This window comes from Nocardioides sp. (genome assembly GCF_014360585.1).
Classification (GTDB): domain Bacteria; phylum Actinomycetota; class Actinomycetes; order Propionibacteriales; family Nocardioidaceae; genus Nocardioides.
The window spans coordinates 1-23436 of record NZ_JACIXG010000084.1; the positions used below are offsets into that span (position 1 = coordinate 1).

Below are 23436 nucleotides of genomic sequence, written 5' to 3' on the forward strand. Positions count from 1 at the left end.
CGTCCGAGATGGCACCTGGGTGCCATCTCGGACGACGTACGTGACGTCTCGGCCGGCCGGGGTGACGTCTCGTCAGGAGCCGACGTTGGCGAGCGGGTCGGTGCCGGCCAGCCAGCTGAGCAGCACCCGGGCACCGAAGCCGGTGGGACCGGGGGTGAGCTCGTGGACGTCGGCGTAGGCGTCGCCGCAGCCGACGTCGATGTGGGCCCACGGGACGCCGCCGGTGAAGTGGTGCAGGAAGAGCGCGGCGGTGACGGCGCCCGGCCCGCCAGGGGCGTTGTCGGCGTCGGCGATCTTCGAGGCGAGCTTGTCCTCGTAGTCCGCGACCAGCGGCATCCGCCACAGGGTCTCGCCGGAGATGTCGGAGGCCTCGGCCAGCTGCGCGGCCAGCGCGTCGTCGTCGGCGAAGTAGCCGGCCATCGTCTGCCCGAGCGCCACTCGCATCGCTCCGGTCAGGGTGGCGATGTCGACCAGGGCGTCCGGTTTGATCTTGTCCGCTGCGTACGCCATCGCGTCACCCAGCACGAGGCGGCCCTCGGCGTCGGTGTTGGTCACCTCGGAGGTGCGGCCGCCGTAGTGGGTGATCACGTCACCGGGGCGCAGCGCAGTGCCAGAGATCGCGTTCTCGGCTGCGGCGATCAGGCCGACCACCTTGACCGGGCAGCCGACCTCGGCCAGCGCGGTCATCACCGCGAGGACCACCGCGCCGCCGGTCATGTCTCGCTTCATGTTGACCATGCCGTCGCCGGGCTTGATGTTGAGGCCACCGGTGTCGAAGGTGATGCCCTTGCCGACCAGCACCACCGTCGGCACCTTCCGCCCCGCCTTCGCGGGCGTGTAGTCGAGCCGGATCAACCGGGGCGGCGTGGCCGACCCTTGACCCACCGCGACGATGCCTCCGAAACCGTCTGCGGCGAGCTGGTCCTCGTCCCAGACGGTGATCTTCAAGCCGCTCTCGGCGGCCAACGATGTCGCCTGCTCGGCGAGCCAAGCAGGGTTCTTGAGGTTGCTGGGGACCGAGGCGAAGAATCGCGCGCGCCAGCCGGCGCGCGCGATCGCCTCTGCTCGGTCCAAAGCTGCCGCCTGGTCATCACCCAGGTCGGCGAGAGTGATCGTCTCCACCGGCGTCCACGGGGCGCCCTCGGAGCGCCAGTGGAAGAGGAAGGACCCCAGCGTCGCGCCGGCCACGAACGGCTCCAGCGCGACCTCGGGGTCGGTCGCCGGGATGGTGGTGACCACATCCGACCTGTCCCGCACGGCGCGAGCCAGCGCGGCCCCTGCCCGCCGGAAGTCGTCGCGACGCTGCGCGCCGACACCGATCAGGAGGATCTGCCGCAGGGTGCCGGAGCCGGTGACGGCGTACGTCGTCACCTCGCCGGCGCTGCCGGTGGCACCTTCGAACTCGAGGTGACCCAGGAGGTCGTGGTGGTCGCCCAGATCGGCGGCCCCTGGGCCGACGATCAGCGCATCGTCGCCCGGGATGACCGGCAGCGCGATGATCTCGGCATCGTGGCTCTCCGGACCGAGCGGGCTCAGCGTGAAGGTGGGCGGCCCGACCTGCGGCGGCAGGGCCTGTGACGGCAGCGTTGTGGTCATCTACGCGTTCAGCCCAAGACCTTTGATCTCTTCGCCGAGCGCTGCGGCCTCGTCGGCGTTCAGCTCGACGACCAACCGGCCACCACCCTCGAGCGGGACGCGCATCACGATGCCCCGACCTTCCTTGGTGACCTCCAGCGGACCGTCTCCCGTCCGCGGCTTCATCGCCGCCATGCGGCACCTTCTTCCGTGTCTCGCGTGTCGGCGCTCACCTGCCGGATGGCCTCGGAGCGCGCATTGCTTCTCCATTATCCCTCATCAGGTCCGCAGACCTGACGGCAAGGTGGGGGTTTCGGCGGGTTGACCTGCCTTGAACCTGTCAGATGACCGACGTTCCGTAGGCCCAGGTCAGCCAGATCGCGAGGATCACCAGCGTGAGGTGCACCACGATCGCAGCGCCGGAGGCCTCGAAGAACGCACCGCCCCGCTCTCGACGCTCGCCTCCCGCGGATCGGTCGTAGGCATCGTCGAAACGGTCGTCATAGCCGTGACCGTAGGCCTCGTCGTAGTCGTAGCCCTGCTCGTACTGCTGCTCGTACTGCTGCTCGTATCCGGCATAGGCAGGCTCGTCGTAGCCCTGGTCCTGCCGGCGTCGACCCGGCTGCGGCCGGCGTGCGCGCCGCGCCGGGGCCGGGGCCGGGGGTACGGCCCAGTCCTGCTCGCGGTCCTGCGCTCGGTCGTGCTCCGGCGGGCCGTAGGACTCGAAGGAGTACGGATCGTACGCCTCGGTTTCCTGTCCCGGCCGACGAGCGGGCCGCCGGCTCGGGGCCTGCGGCGGCAACGGTTGGGGCGCCGGTTGGGGCGCCGGCACGAGGTCGGGGCCGGGCGCTGGGCGCGGCGCGGGCCGTGGAGCCGGGCGCGGCTCAGGTCGTGGGGCCGGACGCGGCGCGGGCGCTGGGGCAGGGGCCGGGGCCGGGGCCGGCGCGGGTGCCGGGCGAGAGGCCGGGCGCGGTGCGGGCGCGGGCTCGGGCCCCGGGCGGGGCGCGGGGCGGGGAGCAGGCCGTGGGGCCCGCGGCGGGCTCGGCTGCTCACCCGGGTAGTCCGAGTAGCTGCTGTCGCGGCGGTATCGACGATCGGCGAACTCGTCGTGGCTGTCGTTGCGGCGGTCGTCATAGCGATCGCCGTAGCCACGCGATCTCCGCTGCGGCGGCTCCTGGCGGCGCCCCCACGGGTCCTGGCCGCCCTGGGTCCGGTCGGGTGCGGGTGGGCGCGGCTGAGGCTCCTCGGGCGCCGGACGCGGAGGCCGTGGACGCTCTCGCGCTGGCTGCTCCGGAGCCCGCCGCTCCTGAGCTGGGCGCGCGGGCGCCGGGGGCGCTTGCCGCGACCGCTCCTGCCGCGACCGCACTGGTGCGTCCGGGACCGGCGGCTGCGGCGCGGAAGGCTGCTGCGGTGCTGGCGGAGCCGGGGCCGGGGCTGGACGTCCTGCCACGCGACGACCGCTCCGTCCCTCGCGCATCGGCGCGGGGGCGGGGGCCGGCGCGGGAGCGGGAGTTGGAGCCGGGGCGGGCGCGGGCGCCGAGCTGCGCTCTACCGGGGCCATCACGGCGGTCTCGTCGACACCTGGGGCCGCCCGTCGGGGCTCGGGCCGGCGAGCGGCCGGGCGTCCCTGCTGAGCGACCGGCTGGGCCTCCGGTCGAGGAACAGACTGCGACACGGGCTGCGGCACCGGCTGCTGGACCGGCTGCTGGACCGGCTGCTGGACCGGCTGGCGCGGGTCGGCGTAGCCCGCCCGGTCATCGAGCTCAGCATGGGCGTCGTAGCCGGCGTCGGCGTAGCCAGGCTCACCGTAGCCGTAACCGTCCTCGTCGACGTACGCCTCGTCGTAGCCGTCGTACGCGTCGCCATAGCCCTGGTCGTAGGCGTCGTCGTAGCCGTAGCCATCGGGGTCGGCGGCCCCGGCACGCTGCTCCTTGAGGCGCCGGACGAGCAGGTAGAGACCCGCGATCGCGGCGAGCCAGATCCCGAAGAGGCCGACGACGCCCGGGATGTCCCCGCCGAGGAAGAAGGACGGCGGGGAGATCAGGAAGAGCGCCCAGATCAGCAGACCGGCCATGCCGGCGTACAGGTGGATCTTCTGCGGCAGTCCCAACCGCTGCGGCTGCAGGAGGTGTGGCTTGAGATAGGTGAGCGCGACGATCACCGCGACAAGCGCGGTGACGGCGTAGACGAGTACGGCAGCGAAGCTCACGACAGCGATTCTGTCCTAGACGTCGGGCGAGCCCGAATCGGGCTCGGGCGTGTGTGTGGGGAGTCCAGCGGCTCCGACCTCGGCACCGGCATGCCCGACCGCGGTCGACTCACGCCATTCTGCCTCCTCGGCAAGGCGCGCGATCAGGGAATCCACCTCGGCCATCCGATAGCCGCGGAACCCCACCGAGAAACGTACGCGGCGCAGGTCTGCCGCCTCGAGAACGCGGTCGCGGGGCACCAGAGCGTCCGGCTGGTCGCCGTACTCCTCCCCCATCGGCGCACCTGCTCCGGCTGCGACGAGGGCGACTCCTCCGAGAGCCAGCACGATCAGTGCCGCGAAGATCCAGCCCATCCTTCAGTCACGCGCCTTCAGCATCAGCTCGACCGCCTCGTCCACGTCGTCGGTGAGGGTGATCATGTCCAGGTCGCTCTGCTTGATCCGCCCGTCGGACAGCATGGTCTCGCGCATCCAGGTGAGGAGTCCCTCCCAGTGCTCGACACCCATCAGGACGATCGGGAACTGGGTGATCTTCTTGGTCTGGGAGAGCGTCATCGCCTCGAAGAGCTCGTCCATGGTGCCGAGCCCCCCGGGCATGACGACGTAGCCCTGGGAGTACTTGACGAACATCATCTTCCGCACGAAGAAGTAGCGGAAGTTGAGCCCGAAGCCGACGTAGTCGTTGAGCCGAGCCTCGAAGGGCAGCTCGATGCCGAGGCCGATCGACTCGCCACCGGCCTCGAGGGCACCCTTGTTCGCCGCCTCCATCGTGCCCGGGCCGCCGCCGGTGATCACCGCGAAGCCAGCCTCGGCCAGGCCGCGCCCGACCGCCTCGGCCTGAGCGTAGGTCGGGTGGTCCTTCGGCGTGCGCGCCGACCCGAAGACGCTGATCGCCTGGCCGATCTCGGAGAGGTCGTTGAACCCCTCGACGAACTCGGCCTGGATCTTCATGACCCGCCACGGATCGGTGTGGACCCAGTCGCCGTGGCCGGAGCTGTCGAGCAGTCGCTGGTCGGTGGTGCTGCCGGCGGGGCGTCCTTTGGTGGGGCGCGGTCCGGAGCCGCTACGTCGGGTCATGCGGTCAACCAATCACGAAGGGCCTGCTCGCAGGTGATGATCTCGGAGATGTTCACGTGCTCGTCGGCCTTGTGGGCGTACATCGGGTCACCTGGACCATAGTTGACCGCCGGTATGCCGAGAACGGTGAACCGTGCCACATCGGTCCAGCCGAACTTGGGCCCGACCTCGCCGCCGACGGCGGCGATGAAGGCCTTGGCGGCCGGGCGGTCCAGCCCGGGGAGCGCACCGGGCGCGGAGTCGGTGAGGGTGACGTCGTAGCCCTCGAAGAACTCGGTCACGTACGCCAGCGCCTCCTCCTCGCTCCGGTCCGGGGCGAAGCGGAAGTTGACCGTCACCACGCACTCGTCGGGGATCACGTTGCCGGCCACTCCACCGGAGACGAAGACCGCGTTGAGGCCCTCGTGGAACTCGAGCCCGTCGATGACCGGCCTGCGCGGGACGTACTCCTCCAGACGGCGCAGCACCTCCCCGGCCTTGTGGATCGCGTTGACACCGCGCCAGGAGCGGGCGCTGTGGGACCGCTCGCCGGTGGCGCGCACCTCGACCCGGAGCGTGCCCTGGCAGCCGGCCTCGACGCCGGCGTTGGAGGGCTCCATCAGGATCGCGAAGTCGCCGGCGAGGAGGTCGGGCTCGCTCGCGGCCAGCTTCCCGAGGCCGTTGTGGACTGCCTCGATCTCCTCGGCGTCGTAGAAGACGTACGTCACGTCGCGGTTGGGCGTCGCCAAGGTGGCGGCGAGCTTGAGGATGACCGCGTCTCCCGACTTCATGTCACAGGCGCCGAGCCCGTGCAGGATGCCACCGGCCTCGTCCAGGCGGCTCGGGAAGTTGCCGTTGACCGGCACGGTGTCGAGGTGTCCCGCGATGACCACCCGCTCCGGCAGGCCCAGGTCGGTGCGGGCCACGATCGAGTTGCCTCGCCGCTCGACGACGAGGTGGTCGTAGACGCTCAGCGCCTGCTCCACGGCATCGGCCAACTCCAGCTCGTTGAGGCTCACCGAGTCGATGTCCATCAGCTGCCGGGTCAAGGTCACTACATCGGTGGTCAGGTCGAGCTTCGCCATGGCACTAGTCAATCAGGGGACCGTTCGGCGACGTGCGCGAGGACACCGTCGATGATTCGGGCCAGCCCGTAGTCGAGCTCTCGGGCCGGGTCGGTGGCAGCCTGGTAGGCCTCCCCTGCGGCGGTGCCGACCCGGTTGGCGAGCGGATAGTGGCTGCCGGCCATGACCTCGCTCAAGGTGTCGTAGTTGGCGGCCCACCACTCCGCCTCCGTCATCCCGGTGACCTTCTCGGCACGTCGCTTCATCAGCTCACTGCGGGCGATGTTGCCCGCGAACCCCATCAGCACCGCGACCGTCTGGTCCATCTCCAGGTCGGAGAGCCCGAGGCCGTCGACGGCCCGCAGCTGCCACTCGTAGCGATCGCTCATGTTCGGCCCCAGCCAGGGGCGTACGTCCTGCACCTCGAGCAGCCAGGGGTGGGCACGGAGCTCGTCGTACTGGAGCCTGGCGACCAGCTCGAGTCGCTTGCGCGGGTTTTCGGGCAGATCCGGCAGCACGGTGCGACCGGTCGCCTGGTCGGCCATGAGCACCAACAGCGCGTCCCGGTTCGGCACGTAGGAGTAGAGCGTCATCGTCCCCAGCCCGAAACGCTGGGCGATCGCCCGCATCGTCACCGCGGCCAGGCCCTCGGCGTCAGCGAGGTCGATCGCGGCATCGACGACCTCGTCGACGCTCACCTTCTGCTTCGGGCCGCGCTTCGTCCTCGGCTCCTCGGGCGACGCCGTCCGATGGCGCCACAGCAGGCGCAGGGACGGGTCCGACTGGTCTGGCTGCTCCGGCACGACGCTCATCGTAACCTCCTCCAGAAAAATTTCGTACAAGGTACGGAACAAATGCTACAGTCGCTCCGTTGACATCTTCGTACAGCGTACGAATTTGAAGGAGCGTGTATGCGAAACGACTCGAAGCCGGTCCCGCCGCGATGGCTCAAGCCGATGAACAAGGTCTTCATGACCCTGTCGAAGACCGGGCTCGGAATGAGGGAGCTGCCGGTGCTGACGGTGCCGGGCCGCAAGAGCGGCAAGCCCCGCAGCACGCCGCTCTCAGTGCTGGACCTCGACGGGCAGCGCTATCTGCTCGAGGGCTTCCCGGGAGCCGACTGGGCCCGCAACCTACGCGCCGCCTCCGGACGAGCCACGCTCCGGGTCGGCCGGAAGACAGAGGAGGTGCGCCTCGTGGAGGTCGAGCAGGAGGAGGCGCTGACCGTGCTCAGGGCATGGCCGGAACGGATGGCCGACGGAGCGAAGATCATGCTCGACGCCGGGGTCGTCACCGCGGTGACACCGGAGGCTTTCGAGGCTGTCGTCGGTCGTTGCGGCGTGTTCCGGATCGAGGTGGCCGGATGACCACGGCACCCCTCTCTGCGCGGGGCGTGCGCAAGCGCTACCGCGACACCCGGGCGCTCGACGGCCTCGACCTCGAGGTCGCCGCCGGCACCGTGCATGCCCTGCTCGGGCCCAACGGCGCCGGCAAGTCGACCGCGGTGAACGTCTTCGCGACGCTCACCCGCCCCGATGCCGGTGAGGTGCTGGTCGGTGGGCACGACGCCGTACGCCACCCTGCCCGGGTCCGCTCCATGATCGGGCTGGTCGGACAGAGCGCCGCGCTCGACGAGGCTCTCCACGGCCGGGAGAACCTGGTCATGTTCGGTCGCCTCCACGGGCTGTCGAAGACCGATGCCGTACGCCGCTCCGCGGAGCTCCTCGACGCCTTCGGCCTCGTCGAGGCCGGCGACCGGAAGGTCTCGGGCTACTCCGGCGGGATGCGGCGACGCCTCGACATCGCGGCCGGTCTGGTCATCCGCCCGCGGATCCTCTTCCTCGACGAGCCCACCACCGGGCTGGACCCGCGCGCTCGCCACGAGGTCCAGGAGTTGGTGCGGCGGGTGGTCGCCGACGGCACGACGGTGCTGCTGACCACGCAGTATCTCGACGAAGCCGACCAGCTCGCGGACAGGGTCACCGTGCTCGGCGCGGGCAGGGTGATCGCCGAGGGCACCCCGTCCTCGCTGAAGAGCGATCTCGGCGGCGACCGGGTGATCATCACCGCGGCCGAGCCGGACGATCTCGACAAGATGGCCGGTGCGCTCGGCGCCGCGGCGACCGTCGACCTCGACCGGCTCGAGGTCACCGTCGAGGCGGGGGCGTCCGGCGGCGGCGCCGCGGTCGTCGACGTCGTACGCACCCTCGACTCCGCCGGCATCACCGTCGACGACGTGCTGCTGCGCAGACCAACCCTGGACGAGGTGTTCCTCCACCTGACCGCACCCCACACCGAGCACCAGCACGAAGGAGCCGCCCGATGACCGCCCTCTCCTCGACCCTGCGACAGACCTGGGTCATCACGCTCCGCGACCTCAAGCACTGGCAGCGCGAGCCGTGGGGCCCGGTGTTCGGCGTCCTGTTCTCGATCATGATGCTGCTGATCTTCGGCTTTCTGTTCGGCGGCGCCATCGAGATGCCGGGCGGCGGGACGTACCTGCCCTATCTCCTGCCCGGGGTGCTCGCGCTGACGATGATGTTCGGGGTCGACGGAATCATGGCCGTGGTCACCGAGGACACCAAACGCGGAGTCACCAACCGGTTCCGGTCGCTGCCGATGAGCAGCGTCGCGGTGCCGTTGGGTCGGGCGGTCGCCGACCTCGGCAACTCGGCCGTCCAGCTCGCGGTCCTGATGATCGGCGGGCTGCTGATCGGCTGGCGGATCGAGGGCTCGTTCCTGGAGGCGGCCGCGGCGGTCGGTCTCCTGCTCTGGCTGCGGCTGGCCATGCTGTGGCTGGGCATCTTCCTGGGCCTGACTCTGCGGATGGAGGGTGCGCTGACGATGGTGCAGGTGCTGGTGTGGCCGCTGGGGTTCTGCTCGAGCCTGTTCGTCTCGCCGGAGACGATGCCCGGCTGGCTCGGCTTCCTGGCCGCCTGGAACCCGGTCTCCGCCACCGCCACCGCTGCTCGTGACCTCTTCGGCAACCCGACCGGGATCACCTCCGGACTGCTCGCCGACCACGCGATGCTGCTCGCGCTGGCCTGGCCCGCGGTCCTGCTGGCGATCTTCGTCCCGCTGTCCATGCGCGCCTTCCGGCGACTCGGCTGAAATATTTTCGGGAGAGCTGTCGGATCGGCGTCGGACCGTTCGTGGAGTAGGTGAGAAGCGGCCATACGGACCGCGACAGAACACCCCGATAACCACGAGACGAGAGGCACCATCATGAGCACCAGCACCTACACCCAGGACACGACGACCGCCACCACCCGCCAGTTCGCCGCACGGATGCCGGTCTGGCTCGTCAGCGTCGCCGCCGTCCTCGTCGGCGCCCTGGTCACCGGCGTCTTCGAGTTCGCCGCCCGCGCGGTCGGGGTGCCGTTCAACGTCGCCCTCCCCGGCACCGGCATCGATCCCGCCGCGATCCCCGCGACCGGGCTCGCCTGGGCCGTCGCCGAGCTCGGCCTGATCGGCATCATCATCGCCGCCTGCCTCGCCCGCTTCGCCAAGCGTCCGCGCTCGACCTGGAAGCGCACCGCCTGGACCCTGACCGCGCTCTCGTGCGTCCCGAGCCTGATCGCCGTCACCGACTCCTACGCCACCAACATCATGCTGGTCGTCTCCCACCTGGTCGCGGCCGTGGTGATCGTCCCGATCATCGCCGCCCGGCTGTCGGAGCGGAACGCGCGCCGGGGCTGAACGCCGGACGCCGGGTAGTCCGGTAGCGATCTGCCTATTACTCACGAGTATTTAGGCAGTTCGCTACCGGACTACCCCTTTTTTCGCGCGACGATCAGCACCCCGACCCCGGGCATCGGGGTCGTACCGACCACGAATCCCACCTCTGTCAGGTCCCTCAACAGGGCCGGACGAGGGTGGGTTCGGTAATACATCACGAACTTCGGCCGCCACACCGCGTTGCGCACCCGCATCGCCAGGTCGAACCCGGTGAGCATCCAGTAAGCCGGGTGGGTCGGCCTCGGCCCCTGACCGGCCGGCAGCGCGAAGATCCCGCCCGGCCTCAGCGCCCGGTGGATGCCGGCGAAGAGCGGGAGTCGCTCCTCCGGCAGGAAGTGACCCAGCGCCCCGAAGCTCACCGCCAGGTCGTACGCCGCCTCGAACGGCAACGCGCGAGCATCCGCCCGCACCAGGTCCGCCTCCGGGTGGGCAGCACCGGCCTGCTCGAGCATCCCGGCACTGAAGTCGACCCCGGTCGGCGGCTCCGCGGTCATCTCCGCGAGTACCCCCAGCCCGGCACCGGTGCCGGTGCACACGTCGAGGCCCCGCTCGAACGGCCCGTGCTCCCGCAGCGCATCGCGGGTGGCGGCGAGAAACGGCTCGGGTGTACGGAACGGCGTCGCGTCGAACTTCGGCGCCAGCAGGTCATAGCCGCGCTCCACCGATGACAGCGCCTGGACGGCGAGCTCCTTGAGCGTCGGTCCTTCCACGCCTCAACCATAGGCGTCGCCGACCAGTCGCGTCGCCACTCTTGGGAGAGCCTCAGGAGACTCGGTCACGCCGTGCGTGACTCACCCTCCTAAGGTCGACGGCCGATCGCGAGGAGATGGTTCGAGATCTCCTGTACGCCCGGCTGCCCACCCACGGCGCGCGCCAGGGTCAGCGCGGCTCGGCGAAGATCTTCATCAGCCTCGGCCAGCTGCTCCAGTGCCAAGCCGGCAGGCCCCTCGACGCCGACGACTTCGACCTCCAGCATCCCGGCATCGCTCAGCTCCCCCACCAGTTCGGCGCTCGTGTGGAAATGGCCGCCTGGGAATCGCCCACCAGCAGGCGACGTACCGTGCTCGATCAGGTCCTCCCACCCTCGCGGCATCCCGGCCCCACCGGACAACGCTGCCAGTCTTGCCAGCCTCGGGATCGCTGCGGCGAAGACCCAGCCACCTGACCGCACCACCCTGGTCGCCTCTTCCAGCGCCCGCAGCCGGTCCGCACGCTCGGCCAGGTGATAGAGCGGGCCGAGGAGCAGGGCTACGTCGACGCTGCTGTCCTCGATGGGTAGCCCGCGAGCGTCACCCACTAGCGCCTCGAAAGTCCCGTACGCCCGAGCCTGCTCGACCTGCTCGATGACCGGGTCCAGAAGCGTGACCTGGTGCCCGGCGTCCGCGAGCGACGCGGCATGGACCCCGGTCGCGCCACCGATATCGGCGACCCGTGATCCCACTGGTATCCGCTCGGCGATGAGCTCCTGCGTACGCACGAACTCCAGGCCCCCCTGGGCCGACCTGCTGGTCAGCCGAGATCCCTCATCCCAGTCGGGGCCTCCGTAGTAGGCCCGGATCTGCTGGTCGATGACATCCTGACTGGCCACGATCGCACCCTAGCGATCTGCATCTTCGTCAAAGGGGAGAACCCTAGGAGGGTGAGTCACATCCAGCGTGACTCACCCTCCTAGGGTTCAAGATCAATGGATCTCGACCCGCTTCGCGGGTTCGCAGGCTCAGGCCTTGGCGACCGCGATCTGGGCCTTCTCGCCGTCCCCGAGGTCGACAGGGTTGCCGTCCAGCGAGTCCACCACGTCGTACGTCGTGGCGAGGGTCTCGCGGGCGATGAGCTCGGCGTGGGTGGTGGCTGCCTGGCGTACGGTCTCGGAGCCGGTCACCGACAAGGTGATGCGGTCCTCGACGTTGAGGCCGGAGTCCTTGCGGGCCTGCTGGACCGCGCGGACCAGGTCGCGGGCGAGGCCCTCGGCGGCCAGGTCGGGGGTGACGACCGTGTCCAGGACGATGAAGCCGCCTGCGCCCGAAGACGTGCCCAGCATCGAGACGGCGATGTCGTCGGTGGCGGCGCCGGCGACGGTCTCCAGGGTGTACTCGCCCTCGACCAGCGCGAGGCCGCCGGCGACGACCTGACCCGACTCGTCGACCGACCAGTCACCGGACTTGGCACCCTTGATGGCCTTCTGGACGTCCTTGCCCAGCCGCGGCCCGGCGGCGCGGGCGTTGACGGCGAGCCGCTGCTCGATCCCGTAGGTGCCGGCCTCGTCGGAGTCGGCGGCGAGCAGCCTGACGGACTTGACGTTGACCTCGTCGGCGACGATCTCCTCGAAGCCCGCGATGTCGGCGCCGACCACGGTCAGGCCGCCGAGCGGCAGCCGGTTGCGGAGCTTGCGCGCCTTGCGCAGGGCGGAGGTCGAGGAGCAGACCGCGCGCACCGCGTCCATCCGGGCGACCAGGTCGCCGTCGGCCGGCAGGTCCCCGACGACCGGGTAGTCGGCCAGGTGCACCGAACGACCGCCGGTCAGGCCGCGCCAGATCTCCTCGGTGGTCAGCGGCAGCAGCGGCGCGACCAGGCGGGTCACCGTCTCGAGCACCGTGTAGAGGGTGTCGAAGGCGGCCTTGTCCTCGTTCCAGAACCGCTCGCGGCTACGCCGGATGTACCAGTTCGTGAGCACGTCGATGAACCGTTGCGTCGCCTCGCACGCCTCGGCGACGTAGTAGTCGTCCATCGCGGAGGTCATCTCGGCGACGTAGTCGCGCAGCTTGGCCAGGACGTAGCGGTCCAGCGGGTCCTTGGACGTCGTCGAGCCGGTGGTCTCCAGGTCGGCCGCGTTGGCGTAGAGCTGGAAGAAGTACCAGCTGTTCCACAGCGGGATCATCACCTGGCGTACGGAGTCCCGGATGCCCTGCTCGGTGACGACCAGGTTGCCGCCGCGCAGGATCGGCGAGGACATCAGGAACCAGCGCATCGCGTCGGCGCCGTCGCGGTCGAAGACCTCGTTGACGTCGGGGTAGTTGCGCAGCGACTTGGACATCTTCTGTCCGTCGGAGCCCAGCACGATGCCGTGGCTGATGCAGCTCGAGAACGCGGGGCGGTCGAAGAGCGCGGTCGCCAGGATGTGCAGGGTGTAGAACCAGCCGCGGGTCTGGCCGATGTACTCCACGATGAAGTCGCCCGGGAAGTGGTGCTGGAACCATTCCTCGTTCTCGAACGGCACGTGGTTCTGGGCAAAGCTCATCGACCCGGAGTCGAACCAGACGTCGAGGACGTCGGAGACCCGGCGCATCATCGACTTGCCGGTCGGGTCGTCCGGGTTGGGGCGGACCAGGTCGTCGACGTACGGACGGTGCAGGTCGGGATTGCCCTCGGCGTCCTTCGGCAGCGTGCCGAAGTCGCGCTCGAGCTCCGCGAAGCTCCCGTAGACGTCCAGGCGCGGGTAGGCCGGGTCGTCGGACTTCCACACGGGCACCGGCGAACCCCAGAAACGGTTGCGGGTGATCGACCAGTCGCGGGCGTTCTCCAGCCACTTGCCGAACTGGCCGTCCTGGATGTGCTCGGGCACCCAGCGGATCTGCTGGTTGAGCTCGAGCATCCGGTCCTTGATCTTGGTGACCTCGACGAACCAGCTGCTCACACCCTTGTAGATGAGCGGCTGACGGCAGCGCCAGCAGTGCGGGTAGGAGTGGTTGTAGGACTCGCGGCGCAGCAGGATCGTGCCCGCGGTCACCGAGCCCCCGGCGGTGCCGCGGGTGACCGCCTTGAGGTGGTCGATGATCTGCAGGTTGGCGTCGAAGACCTGGACGCCGGCGTAGTCGACCACCGGCGCGGTGAAGCGTCCGTCCTTGCCGACCGGCATGACCGCCTCGATGTTCTCGCGGTCGGTGATCTCCTTGTCGACCTCACCGAAGGCGCCGGCGGTGTGCACGACACCGGTACCGTCCGTGGTGGTCACCGCGTCGTCGGCGGCCACGACCCGGAACGCGTTCGCGTGGCCGGCGTAGTAGGAGAACGGCGGCTGATAGGTGCGGCCGAGCAGCTCGGAGCCCTTGTAGCGGCCCAGGACCGTGGCCTCCTCCGCCTCCGGGAAGAGCTCCTTCTGGTACGCCGCGAGGCGAGCCTCCGCGAGGACGTACTTCGCCGTCGCGTCGGTCCCCGGGACCGGGCCCTCGACCACGACGTAGTCGATGTCGGAGCCGACCATGACGGCAAGGTTGGAGGGCAGCGTCCACGGCGTGGTCGTCCAGATCAGGATGTGGGCACCGTCGAGGACCTCGTCCTCCCCGGTCGCGTCGAGCGCGTAGCCCACGGTGACTGCGGGGTCCTGACGCTCCTTGTAGACGTCGTCGTCCATCCGGAGCTCGTGGTTGGACAGCGGGGTCTCGTCCTGCCAGCAGTAGGGCAGGACACGGAAGCCCTCGTAGACCAGGCCCTTGTCGTGGAGCGTCTTGAAGGCCCAGATCACCGACTCCATGTAGTCGGGGTTGAGGGTCTTGTAGTCGTTGTCGAAGTCCACCCAGCGGGCCTGGCGGGTGACGTAGTCGCGCCACTCGCCGGTGTACTTCAGCACCGAGGCGCGGCTTGCCGCGTTGAACTTGTCGATGCCCATCTCGGCGATCTCGTCGGTCGTCTTCAGGCCGAGCTGACGCATCGCCTCGAGCTCGGCGGGCAGGCCGTGGGTGTCCCAGCCGAAGCGCCGCTCGACGCGCTTGCCGCGCATCGTCTGGTAGCGCGGGACGATGTCCTTGACGTAGCCGGTCAGCAGGTGGCCGTAGTGCGGCAGACCGTTGGCGAACGGCGGACCGTCGTAGAAGACGAACTCGTTCTCGCCATCTCTGCCGGCGTCGCGGTTGTCGATGCTCGCCTGGAAGGTCCCGTCCTTCTTCCAGTAGTCGAGAACCTGCGTCTCGATCTCCGGGAAGCGTGGGCTGGCCGGGACGTTGCCCGCGTTGTGGGCTGAGGTGACCTTCGGGTAGGCCATCGGCGGCATCTCCTGCTGGGTGGTAGTGGGTTGTCTTCACCACAGGGACGATCTTTCGACCGCGGTACCACCCTGCTTACGACCCCGGTGATCGAGCTTGTCGAGATCGCCACTTCGTTACGGCTGTGACGGGCCACTCCCGCCGGGTTCTACTTGCCTTCGATCTGCCGGAGGCTTTCTTCCCGGAGCTCGCCGCTGATGACGGCTCAAACGCTGATGAGGAAGAGAGTACGCCGCCCAGCGCCCGGCGCGCGAACCCGATTCGAACCGCGCGTCACACCGCGGTCAGACCGCGCGCCACATCCGCACGTGCGGCCCGATCTCCGGGTCGTCCCAGCGGTCGCCGATCTCCACGAACCCGGCCCGCCGGTAGAACTCCGCCGCCGGCGTACGAGCGTTGCACCACACCAGCCCACCGCCCTCGGCCGTGACATGGGCGAGAGCCGCCTCCAGCACCCGCGTCCCGACACCTCTCCCGCGCCAGCGGTCCTCGGTCGCCATCCCCCTGATCCGCCACCCCTTGCCGGGATGTTCAGGCAGGTCGGGACAGGGTTCCGGAAAGAGCCCGACGCAGCCGACGATGTTCCCACCTGCGTCCGCTGCGGCGTACGTCGCGACCCCCGGATCGTCGTCTCCGGTGATCCTCGCCGCCTCCGGCGGACCGCCGTTGCGCAACACCTTCGCCCGCAGCGCATAGGTGTCCACGACCGGCACCCGACTGACTGTGAATCGTTCGTCCCGGATCACGCGATGACCCTATCCGCGCTCGCTATGACAGAGGGTCTGACCTCGTGAATCTGTTCACGAGGTCAGACCCTCTGTCATAGCGAGAAGCAGTTGAGGTCAGATCTCGCGCCACATGCGCACGTTCACCCAATTCCGGGTCCACCCACTGCTCACCGACCTGCTCGAACCCGGCACGGGCGAAGAGACGGGCGCCAGGCCGACTCGACAACTGACAAGATGCGCGCATGAGCCTGATTCGCTACGAGTTCACCGACGGCTGCGCGCGCATCACGATGACCAACCCGGACCGGGGCAACGTCTTCAAGCCCGAGGCGGGCGCGGAGATGCTGGCGGCGATCCTGCGGGCCAAGGCCGACTCGGCGCGGGTGATCGTGCTCGCCGCGGAGGGGAAGTACTTCTCCGTCGGCGGTGACCTCGCCGGGTTCGCGGCCGTCGACGACCTGGGGCCCTACATCCTCGAGCTCGCCGAGAGTGCCAACCGGATGATCACCGAGCTCGTCCGCTGTGACGCGATCGTCGTCAGCGCCGTCCAGGGCACGGCCGCGGGGGTCGGCTTCCCGCTGGCCGCTGCCGCCGACATCGTCATCGCCGCCGACAGGGCGAAGTTCAGCCTCGCCTACGCCAAGGTCGGGCTCTCGGTCGACGGCGGTGGATCTCTCCTCGTGCACACCCTCGGCCTGCACCGGGTGCTCCGGCTGACCCTGCTGGGCGACATGCTGTCCGCGACCGAGGCGCTCGAGGCCGGGCTGGTCGCCCGTGTCGTACCTGCCGAGGAGCTCGCTGCCGCGGTCGACGAGGTCGTCGCGACCCTCCTGGCCGGGTCTCCCGAGGCTCTCGCTCGCACCAAGCGCCTCGTCCGCGACGTCGCCGACCCCAGCCCAGAGGCGGCCCTGCGTCGCGAGGCGGAGTCGATCTCCGCGCTCGGCGCCTCGGCCTCCGGCCGCGAGGGCATCAACGCCTTCCTCGAGAAGCGCCGACCGAGCTTCGGAGCCTGAGACATCGACTCCTGAGACCACCTGAAATCATTGGCCAAGGGCCCGGCTCTCAGCGAGGGTGGCCGCATGAGCAACGATCAGCGACAGGTGGGTTTCGACGGCGGCTGGCTTCCCGACAGCGAGGACCCACGCCACCAGGACAAGCCCGCCGTCGGTGAGCTGGCGACCTACCGCGACTATCTGCGTCACTACCGCCTCACCCTCGAGCTCAAGTGCGAGGATCTCGGGCCCGAGGACCTGACGAAGCAGAGCGTGCCGCCGAGCGATCTGAGCCTGCTCGGACTGATCCGCCACATGGCCCGGGTCGAGCACAGCTGGTTCCAGCGCGTGCTGAAGGAGGACCTCGACCTGCCGCGGCTCGACGCCGACGACCCCACCGGCGGCTTCCACAAGGTGGTGCCGACCCAGGAGTCGGTCGACGAGGCGTTCGCGAGCTGGCGTGAGCAGGTCGCGGCGGCCGACGAGTGGCTCGACACCATCGACGACTCGATCCTCGGCGACACCCGTGACGTCGGCCGCGGCGACGAGCCGATCAGCATCCGCGACATCCTGGTCCACATGATCGAGGAGTACGCCCGCCACGCAGGTCACGCCGACCTGCTGCGCGAGGTCATCGACGGCCGTACCGGACAGTAACTCGACCCGGGTGGACGTGTGACAACGATCACTAGCAGGATGTCAACATGGATCGTGCCGTCCCCTCGCCGCCCACCGCGCGGCTCGGCACGCCGCGGCTAGGAGGGTGCTAGACATGAACTCGATACTGCTGATGCTGATCGGGCTCGCGATGTTCGCGGGTGGCTACCTGCTCTATTCAAAGTTCCTGAGCAACCGGATCTACAAACTGGACCCGGACTACGCGACGCCGTCACACACCATGGGCGACGGCGTCGACTACGTGCCGACCAACAAGTTCGTCCTGTGGGGTCATCACTTCACCTCGGTCGCGGGCGCCGCGCCCATCGTCGGACCCGCGATCGCCGTGATCTGGGGCTGGCTCCCGGCCTTCCTCTGGGTCACGATCGGCACGGTCTTCTTCGCGGGCATGCACGATCTCGGAGCGCTCTGGGCCTCCGCCCGCAACCGCGGCCAGTCGATGGGCATGCTGTCGGGCCGCTACATCGGTCCGCGCGGCCGCGTCCTCTTCCTGGTCGTCATCTTCCTGCTGCTGCTGATGGTCAACGCAGCGTTCGCCGTCGTCATCACGAACCTGCTGATCGGCACCCCGACCGCGGTGATCCCGGCCTGGGGCGCCATCCTCGTCGCCCTGGTCGTGGGCCAGATGATCTACCGCTGGCGGGTGAACCTGCTGCTCACCACGGTCCTCGGCGTGACCGCGCTCTACGGCCTGATCCTCCTCGGCGACCGCATCCCGGTCGAGCTGCCCGACCCGATCCTCGGCATGTCCCCGGCCACCTTCTGGATCCTGGCGCTCTTCCTCTACGCAGGCATCGCCTCCACGCTGCCGGTGTGGATCCTGCTGCAGCCGCGTGACTACATCAACGGGGTCCAGCTCTTCATCGGCCTGGGGATCCTCTACGGCGCGGTGCTGCTGGGGTCGCCGACGATCGTCGCGCCGGCCTTCAACGACGCAGTGCCCGAAGGCACCCCCGGCCTGGTGCCGCTGCTGTTCGTCACCATCGCCTGCGGCGCGATCTCCGGGTTCCACGGCATGGTCTCCTCCGGCACCAGCTCCAAGCAGCTCGACAAGGAGACCGACGCGAGATTCGTCGGCTACTTCGGGGCTGTCGGCGAAGGCATGCTCGCGCTGGGCGCCATCCTCGCCACCACGGCCGGATTCCAGACCGTACGCGACTGGGAGGCCGTCTACACGGCCTTCGGCCAAGGCGGTGTTGGCGCCTTCGTCACCGGCGGCGGCAACCTGGTCAACCAGGGCCTCGGCATCCCGGTCTCGCTCAGTGCCACGATCCTGGCGACGATGGCGGTGCTCTTCGCGGCGACCACGATGGACACCGGCGTACGCCTGCAGCGGTTCGTCGTCCAGGAGGCCGGCGATCTGGTCAACGTGAAGATCCCGAAGATCGCCGCGACCCTGGTCGCGGTTGCGATCGCGCTCGGCCTGACCTTCAGCCAGGGGGCCGGCGGCGAGGGTGGTCTGCGGATCTGGCCACTGTTCGGCACCACCAACCAGCTGCTGGCCTCACTGACGCTGTCGATCGTGGCGGTCATGCTGCTGCGCAAGCGCCGAAACCCCTGGCCGGCACTCATCCCGCTGGCCTTCGTGTTCGTGATGTCCTTCTACGCCGCGCTCGTGCAGCTCGGTGACCTGGCCGAGGCCAAGGACTGGCTGCTGCTCGTCATCGACGTCGTCATCATCATCGCTGCCCTGTGGGTCGCGGTGGAGGCGGTGATCGCGATGCTGCGCGTCGAGCCGGAGGCGGACGACGCCGACCTCGTCAGCGCCGAGGAGGGCGTCGGTAAGTGAGCTCTTGGTGGAGCAGGTTCCGCGCCGGGCTGGAGGAGTTCTACGCCGGCCCCTACCGGCGTACGTTCGCCCGCGCTCGACGCGAGGAGGACGACCTCTTCATGCTGGTGGTGCTGGCTGACGCGCTCGGCGTACCCGACCCGGCGGCCTACCACAACGCGGACCTGCTCCCCGCGGTCTATCCGGAGTTCCACGCCTGGCACCGACGGATCGGGCTGGAACGTTCACCGCTGGAGCACATCGGGTGCTGCTGAGTCTCACGAGCCGACGAAGGGTCCTCTTCGTCGGTGGCAAAGGCGGGGTCGGCAAGACCTCGGTGGCCTCGGCCATCGCACTGGCGCGTGCCCGGGAGGGCGCGCGTGTGCTGGTGGTCTCGACCGACCCTGCCCACAACCTGGGCCATCTGTGGGACCTCCCCGTCGGGGACGACGCGACCCGGCTCGCCTCTCCCAGGACCGGTCTCGTCGACGGGATCGAGATCGATCCCGAGAGCGTGGTGTCGACCCATCTGGCTGCGGTGCGCGAGACGATGCACCGGATGCTGCCGGACCGGCTGTGGCCTGCTGCCGATCGTCATCTGGAGCTGGCACGTGAGGCTCCGGGCACCCACGAGTCGGCGATCGTGGACCGAGTCGCAGAGACCTTGGCGATCGGGCTGAGTGACTACGACCTGGTCGTCTACGACACCGCACCGAGCGGCCACACCCTGCGGCTGCTCGCGATGCCGGAGCACCTGACCGGCTGGACCGAGGGCCTGCTCGCCAGTCGGGACCGGGCGGAGAGGTTCGGGGCTGCGATCCAGGGCCTCGGTGGCAACGACCGGGGTGCGGACCGTGACGCCGAGCTACGACGAGTGCTCGTCCGGCGCCGAGAACGGTTCGCGACCCTGCGCGACACGATCCGGGATCCCGGCCTGACCTCGTTCGTCGTCGTCACGATCGCCGAACGAATGCCTGTGCTGGAGTCGCTCGCACTCCACGAGCAGCTGGTGAAGCTCGGCGTCGACGTGGGTGGTGTCGTCGTGAACCGCCGCTCCCCCGCCGAGGCAGGACCGCTCCTCGCCGGGCGGCGACGGCTGGAGGACGCCGAGACCGCCACCTTGCGCGAGGCCCTTCCCGACACTCCCCTCCTGGAGCTCCCGCTGCTGCCCGGTGCGCTCACCGGCCCCGCCGGCGTCGGCGCCATCGCCGACGCCTGCCGAGTCGGCTCGTCCTGACGAGATTCTCTGCCGAGTCGGCTCGTCAGAACGCGCCGACTCGGCAGAGGGGCGGTCAGCGCGGGTTCTCGTCGGCGAAGGCGGCGTCCAGCCAGGCGTAGACCTGCGAGTCACCTCGGGTCACGAGCAGGACGACCTGCTTCTCGGCATCGCTGACCGGTTTGCCGTTGATCCAGCTCCGGACGATGTCGGAGGCGGCGCGGCGTACGACCTTCACGCCTTTGGCCATCGCCCACTCCGGCGCCGGATGGCCCTTGCTGGTCGCCACACCCGGGACCTCGAGGGTCCAGGTGCCGTCCTCAGCCTGGAGAAGCTGGGGCGTCGGCGGCGCGCTCTTCTTCTTGCTCACCTCTTCATACTCGCACGTCGAGACCGTCGATAAGGGACCACTCAGGCTCGCCCACTAGACTGCGCCGCGTGACGAATGCAGCTTGGGGCTTCGGCCTCGCGACGTACGCCGCCGACAACTCTGTGCTGGACGTGTGGTTCCCCGCGCCTCAGTTGGGCGAGAAGCCCGCCGACGCGACCGCGCCGGCCGAGCTCACCGCGCTCGAGGGCACCGACGAGGTCCGTCAGGTCACCAAGCGGGTCGCCCTCGTCGAGGTCAAGGACCTCGAGACCGCGCCCGAGACGACCGAGGACGTCTGGCTGCGACTCCACCTCCTCTCCCACCGCCTCGTGCAGCCGCACGGGCAGAACCTCGACGGCATCTTCGGCCTGCTCACCAACGTGGTGTGGACCAGCGCCGGCCCGTGCGCCGTCGAGGGCTTCGAGCTCACCCGCGCACGCCTGCGCGCCGCGGGCCAGCACGTGACCGTCTACGGCGTGGACAAGTTCCCGCGGATGGTCGACTACGTCGTGCCCAGCGGCATCCGGATCGGTGACGCCGACCGCGTCCGCCTCGGCGCCCACCTGGCTTCCGGCACCACCGTGATGCACGAGGGCTTCGTGAACTTCAACGCCGGCACCCTCGGCGCCTCGATGGTCGAGGGCCGGATCTCCGGCGGGGTCGTCGTCGGCGACGGCTCCGACGTCGGTGGCGGCGCCTCGATCATGGGCACCCTCTCCGGCGGCGGCAAGGCCGTGATCTCGGTCGGCAAGCGCTGCCTGCTCGGCGCCAACTCCGGCCTCGGCATCTCCCTGGGCGACGACGCCGTCGTCGAGGCCGGGTGCTACGTGACGTACGGGACCAAGGTCACGCTCCCCGACGGCACCGTCAAGAAGGCCGGCGAGCTCTCCGGAGCCTCCAACATCCTCTTCCGCCGCAACTCGGTCAGCGGCGCCATCGAGGCCGTTCCGTGGAAGGGCGAGGGCATCGAGCTCAACGCCGCCCTCCACGCCAACTGACCCGACCTGAAGACCAGAGTGCTCCGTTGAAGAAGCTCGTCACCACACTGGTGGTACTCGGCGTGGTCGCCGGCGGCATCTACTGGGTCGTCCAGGCCGCGACGGACAAGCTGGACTCGATCCTGCCCGACCTGCAGCACTGCACGGCGGTCGCTGGCGAGTACGAGGCACGCTTCGACCCCGAGCAGATGGGCAACGCAGCCGTGATCACCGCGCTCGGTCTCAAGCGGGGCCTGCCCGCGCGGGCGGCGACGATCGCGATCGCGACCGCCATCCAGGAGTCGAAGCTCTACAACATCAGCCACGGTGACCGCGACTCGCTCGGCCTCTTCCAGCAGCGTCCCTCGATGGGCTGGGGCACCGAGGAGCAGGTCCAGGACCCGATCTACGCCACCAACAAGTTCTACGACGCGCTGGTGAAGATCGACGGCTACGAGGACATGGTGGTCACCGAGGCTGCGCAGGAGGTGCAGCGCTCGGCGTTCCCCGAGGCGTACGCCGACCACGAGGGCGAGGGCCGCGCGATCGCCTCCGCGATCAGCGGCTACTCCCCCGCCGCACTGACCTGCCGGATCGACGAGCCGGAGGCCGGGGCCGGGAAGCCCCAGGCGACCAAGACCGAGATCAACCAGCTGCTCGGCGGCAAGGTCGGCCGGGCTCGGGTCGAGGGATCGACCGTGGTGATCCCGGTCGAGGCCGGCAAGACCGGTCAGCGCGGCGGCTGGACGGCCGCTCACTACGTACTCGCCCGGGCGAGCGAGTTCGGCGCCACCTCCATCGCCTACGACGGCCGCACCTGGTCGGCAGGCAAGGACGAGGAGTGGGCCAAGACCCCCGACGCCAGCGGCGAGCGCATCGTCATCACCCTGGCGTGACTTGCTCCGTACGTGAAGATTGGTGACGTGAGCGCAACCGGTGGTCCCCCGACCAGTCCGCCCCCGGGTGCGACACCCCCATCCGGGCGGCCTTCGACCCCGCGACTGCCGGAGCCTGCGCGCGAGGCGATGCGCAAGTCTGCGCGCGAGGCCAGGAAGCAGCTCCGGCCGGTGCGCAAGCACCTCATCGTCCTCGGCGTCGTCATCGCCGTCGCGCTGGTCTTCGCGGGCCTGCGCGTGCTGGGCGTCGGGATCAGCGGCATCCCGGTTTTCTCCTCCGAGAGCTGCACCGTCACCGCCGACGGCGAGACCTACGACCTCTCCACCGAGCAGGCCGAGCACGCCTCGGCCATCGCCGCCGAAGCCGTACGCCGCGGGCTCCCCGCCCGCGCAGCCTCCGTCGTGATGACGGTCGAGCTCGCCGACCACGACCTCGACCGACCGGCCTCGGAGGCGTCCGCCCTCTACAAGCGGCTCTCCGGCGTCGCCGACTATCGCCAGCAGTCCGTGCCGGGCGTCGCCCAGCAGATCGGCGACGGCTCCCGCGACTCCTACCGCGACGCCGAGCCGGAGGCACGGGCCCTCGCCTCCGCGCTCACCGGCAACACCCCCGAGGCGTTCTCCTGCGTCGTCAAGGGCAGCGCCGACGAGGCCCCGGACGAGCTCAGCGGAGCCGGACTCACCTCTCGCGCGGAGGGATTGCGCGAGGACGTACGCGGCGCCTTCGGCCGCCTCCCCGAAGGCGGCTTCCAGCCGGGCGGCGTCTCGACCGGGCACATGGTCGGCTCTGCCCACTACGAGGGCCGCGCCGTCGACTACTTCTTCCGACCGGTCAACGCGCGCAACAACATCAAGGGCTGGGCGGTGGCGCAGTATCTCGTCGCCAACGCCGAGCGTCTCGACATCGAGACCGTCATCTTCGACGACCGAATCTGGACCAAGCTCCGCTCCGCCGCCGGCTGGCGCGACTACGACCTCCCGCCCCGCAAGGGCGACATGTCCATCCTCGAGCACCGCGACCACGTACACGTCGACGTCGCCGACTGACCGCTCGCCGAAACCGTAGTTCTGGGGGCCGAGTCTGTAGTTGTGGGCGACGAAACTAGAGTTTCGTCGCCAACAACTACAGTTTCGGCCCCCCCGGTCTACCGAATCGGCGGGGCGGGTCACGCGAGGCGGGAGACCGCCGCGTC

At 69.6% G+C, this 23436-nt stretch carries 24 protein-coding genes; 12 read left to right on the top strand and 12 right to left on the bottom strand.

Annotated features, from left to right (window positions below; translation table 11 throughout):
- Positions 1-72: 72 nt before the first annotated feature.
- The 7 genes from H5T77_RS21210 to H5T77_RS21240 all read right to left on the bottom strand — a co-directional run bounded on the left by H5T77_RS21210 (position 73) and on the right by H5T77_RS21240 (position 6716).
- On the bottom strand, positions 73-1596 hold the full coding sequence (locus H5T77_RS21210) for a leucyl aminopeptidase family protein (protein WP_292652599.1): 1524 nt from the start codon (positions 1594-1596) through the stop codon (positions 73-75).
- Positions 1597-1770, bottom strand: coding sequence for a DUF3117 domain-containing protein (locus tag H5T77_RS21215; RefSeq protein WP_141781546.1), 174 nt, complete (start codon positions 1768-1770; stop codon positions 1597-1599).
- 145 nt (positions 1771-1915) lie between these two features.
- Positions 1916-3784: a hypothetical protein gene (locus H5T77_RS21220; protein ID WP_292652600.1), complete on the bottom strand. Its 1869-nt coding sequence runs from the start codon at positions 3782-3784 to the stop codon at positions 1916-1918.
- 15 nt (positions 3785-3799) lie between these two features.
- Positions 3800-4138, bottom strand: coding sequence for a DivIVA domain-containing protein (locus H5T77_RS21225; RefSeq protein WP_292652601.1), 339 nt, complete (start codon positions 4136-4138; stop codon positions 3800-3802).
- Between the two features lie 3 nt (positions 4139-4141).
- Positions 4142-4861 carry an LOG family protein gene (locus tag H5T77_RS21230; RefSeq protein ID WP_292652602.1) on the bottom strand — a complete coding sequence of 240 codons (720 nt, stop codon included), beginning with the start codon at positions 4859-4861 and terminating at the stop codon, positions 4142-4144.
- On the bottom strand, positions 4858-5925 hold the full coding sequence (gene dapE / locus H5T77_RS21235) for a succinyl-diaminopimelate desuccinylase (protein ID WP_292652603.1): 1068 nt from the start codon (positions 5923-5925) through the stop codon (positions 4858-4860). Before dapE ends, H5T77_RS21230 begins: the two co-directional genes overlap by 4 nt.
- A gap of 8 nt (positions 5926-5933) precedes the next feature.
- Positions 5934-6716 (bottom strand): TetR/AcrR family transcriptional regulator, encoded by a 783-nt coding sequence (locus tag H5T77_RS21240; protein WP_292652604.1) that lies wholly within the window; start codon positions 6714-6716, stop codon positions 5934-5936.
- A 99-nt stretch (positions 6717-6815) separates the two neighbouring features.
- Here H5T77_RS21240 and H5T77_RS21245 point away from each other — a divergent pair, with 99 nt between their 5' ends.
- The 4 genes from H5T77_RS21245 to H5T77_RS21260 all read left to right on the top strand — a co-directional run bounded on the left by H5T77_RS21245 (position 6816) and on the right by H5T77_RS21260 (position 9603).
- Positions 6816-7271, top strand: coding sequence for a nitroreductase family deazaflavin-dependent oxidoreductase (locus H5T77_RS21245; protein ID WP_292652605.1), 456 nt, complete (start codon positions 6816-6818; stop codon positions 7269-7271).
- Entirely contained in the window at positions 7268-8230 is a 963-nt protein-coding gene (locus H5T77_RS21250; protein WP_292652606.1) for an ATP-binding cassette domain-containing protein, read from the top strand. The genes H5T77_RS21245 and H5T77_RS21250 overlap by 4 nt, the downstream gene beginning before the upstream one ends.
- Positions 8227-9015, top strand: coding sequence for an ABC transporter permease (locus H5T77_RS21255; protein ID WP_292652607.1), 789 nt, complete (start codon positions 8227-8229; stop codon positions 9013-9015). Before H5T77_RS21250 ends, H5T77_RS21255 begins: the two co-directional genes overlap by 4 nt.
- A gap of 114 nt (positions 9016-9129) precedes the next feature.
- The gene (locus H5T77_RS21260) at positions 9130-9603 is read left to right on the top strand and encodes a DUF6069 family protein (protein WP_292652608.1); all 474 of its coding nucleotides are present in this window, start codon (positions 9130-9132) and stop codon (positions 9601-9603) included.
- 71 nt (positions 9604-9674) lie between these two features.
- On the opposite strand, the gene H5T77_RS21265 is transcribed toward H5T77_RS21260, so the two are convergent.
- The 4 genes from H5T77_RS21265 to H5T77_RS21280 form a co-directional block, all read right to left on the bottom strand.
- On the bottom strand, positions 9675-10352 hold the full coding sequence (locus H5T77_RS21265; protein WP_292652609.1) for a class I SAM-dependent methyltransferase: 678 nt from the start codon (positions 10350-10352) through the stop codon (positions 9675-9677).
- Between the two features lie 89 nt (positions 10353-10441).
- Positions 10442-11230: a class I SAM-dependent methyltransferase gene (locus tag H5T77_RS21270; protein WP_292652610.1), complete on the bottom strand. Its 789-nt coding sequence runs from the start codon at positions 11228-11230 to the stop codon at positions 10442-10444.
- Between the two features lie 129 nt (positions 11231-11359).
- Positions 11360-14617 carry an isoleucine--tRNA ligase gene (ileS, locus tag H5T77_RS21275; RefSeq protein ID WP_292652611.1) on the bottom strand — a complete coding sequence of 1086 codons (3258 nt, stop codon included), beginning with the start codon at positions 14615-14617 and terminating at the stop codon, positions 11360-11362.
- A gap of 285 nt (positions 14618-14902) precedes the next feature.
- Entirely contained in the window at positions 14903-15331 is a 429-nt protein-coding gene (locus H5T77_RS21280; protein ID WP_292652612.1) for a GNAT family N-acetyltransferase, read from the bottom strand.
- Between the two features lie 257 nt (positions 15332-15588).
- On the opposite strand from H5T77_RS21280, the gene H5T77_RS21285 reads away from it, so the two are divergent.
- The 5 genes from H5T77_RS21285 to H5T77_RS21305 all read left to right on the top strand — a co-directional run bounded on the left by H5T77_RS21285 (position 15589) and on the right by H5T77_RS21305 (position 20021).
- Positions 15589-16359: an enoyl-CoA hydratase/isomerase family protein gene (locus H5T77_RS21285; protein WP_292652613.1), complete on the top strand. Its 771-nt coding sequence runs from the start codon at positions 15589-15591 to the stop codon at positions 16357-16359.
- Between the two features lie 66 nt (positions 16360-16425).
- The gene (locus tag H5T77_RS21290; RefSeq protein WP_292652614.1) at positions 16426-16995 is read left to right on the top strand and encodes a DinB family protein; all 570 of its coding nucleotides are present in this window, start codon (positions 16426-16428) and stop codon (positions 16993-16995) included.
- A gap of 115 nt (positions 16996-17110) precedes the next feature.
- Positions 17111-18805 (top strand): carbon starvation CstA family protein, encoded by a 1695-nt coding sequence (locus H5T77_RS21295; protein ID WP_292652615.1) that lies wholly within the window; start codon positions 17111-17113, stop codon positions 18803-18805.
- The gene (locus H5T77_RS21300) at positions 18802-19059 is read left to right on the top strand and encodes a cory-CC-star protein (protein WP_292652616.1); all 258 of its coding nucleotides are present in this window, start codon (positions 18802-18804) and stop codon (positions 19057-19059) included. The genes H5T77_RS21295 and H5T77_RS21300 overlap by 4 nt, the downstream gene beginning before the upstream one ends.
- The gene (locus H5T77_RS21305; RefSeq protein WP_292652617.1) at positions 19050-20021 is read left to right on the top strand and encodes an ArsA family ATPase; all 972 of its coding nucleotides are present in this window, start codon (positions 19050-19052) and stop codon (positions 20019-20021) included. The genes H5T77_RS21300 and H5T77_RS21305 overlap by 10 nt, the downstream gene beginning before the upstream one ends.
- A gap of 55 nt (positions 20022-20076) precedes the next feature.
- Here H5T77_RS21305 and H5T77_RS21310 read toward each other — a convergent pair whose 3' ends face one another.
- Positions 20077-20370 carry a hypothetical protein gene (locus H5T77_RS21310; RefSeq protein WP_292652618.1) on the bottom strand — a complete coding sequence of 98 codons (294 nt, stop codon included), beginning with the start codon at positions 20368-20370 and terminating at the stop codon, positions 20077-20079.
- 68 nt (positions 20371-20438) lie between these two features.
- Between H5T77_RS21310 and dapD the strand changes: the two genes are divergently transcribed.
- The 3 genes from dapD to H5T77_RS21325 all read left to right on the top strand — a co-directional run bounded on the left by dapD (position 20439) and on the right by H5T77_RS21325 (position 23290).
- On the top strand, positions 20439-21368 hold the full coding sequence (dapD, locus tag H5T77_RS21315) for a 2,3,4,5-tetrahydropyridine-2,6-dicarboxylate N-succinyltransferase (protein ID WP_292652619.1): 930 nt from the start codon (positions 20439-20441) through the stop codon (positions 21366-21368).
- 26 nt (positions 21369-21394) lie between these two features.
- The gene (locus tag H5T77_RS21320) at positions 21395-22243 is read left to right on the top strand and encodes a hypothetical protein (protein ID WP_292652620.1); all 849 of its coding nucleotides are present in this window, start codon (positions 21395-21397) and stop codon (positions 22241-22243) included.
- Between the two features lie 129 nt (positions 22244-22372).
- Positions 22373-23290 (top strand): VldE C-terminal domain-containing protein, encoded by a 918-nt coding sequence (locus H5T77_RS21325; protein WP_292652621.1) that lies wholly within the window; start codon positions 22373-22375, stop codon positions 23288-23290.
- Positions 23291-23436: the final 146 nt, after the last annotated feature.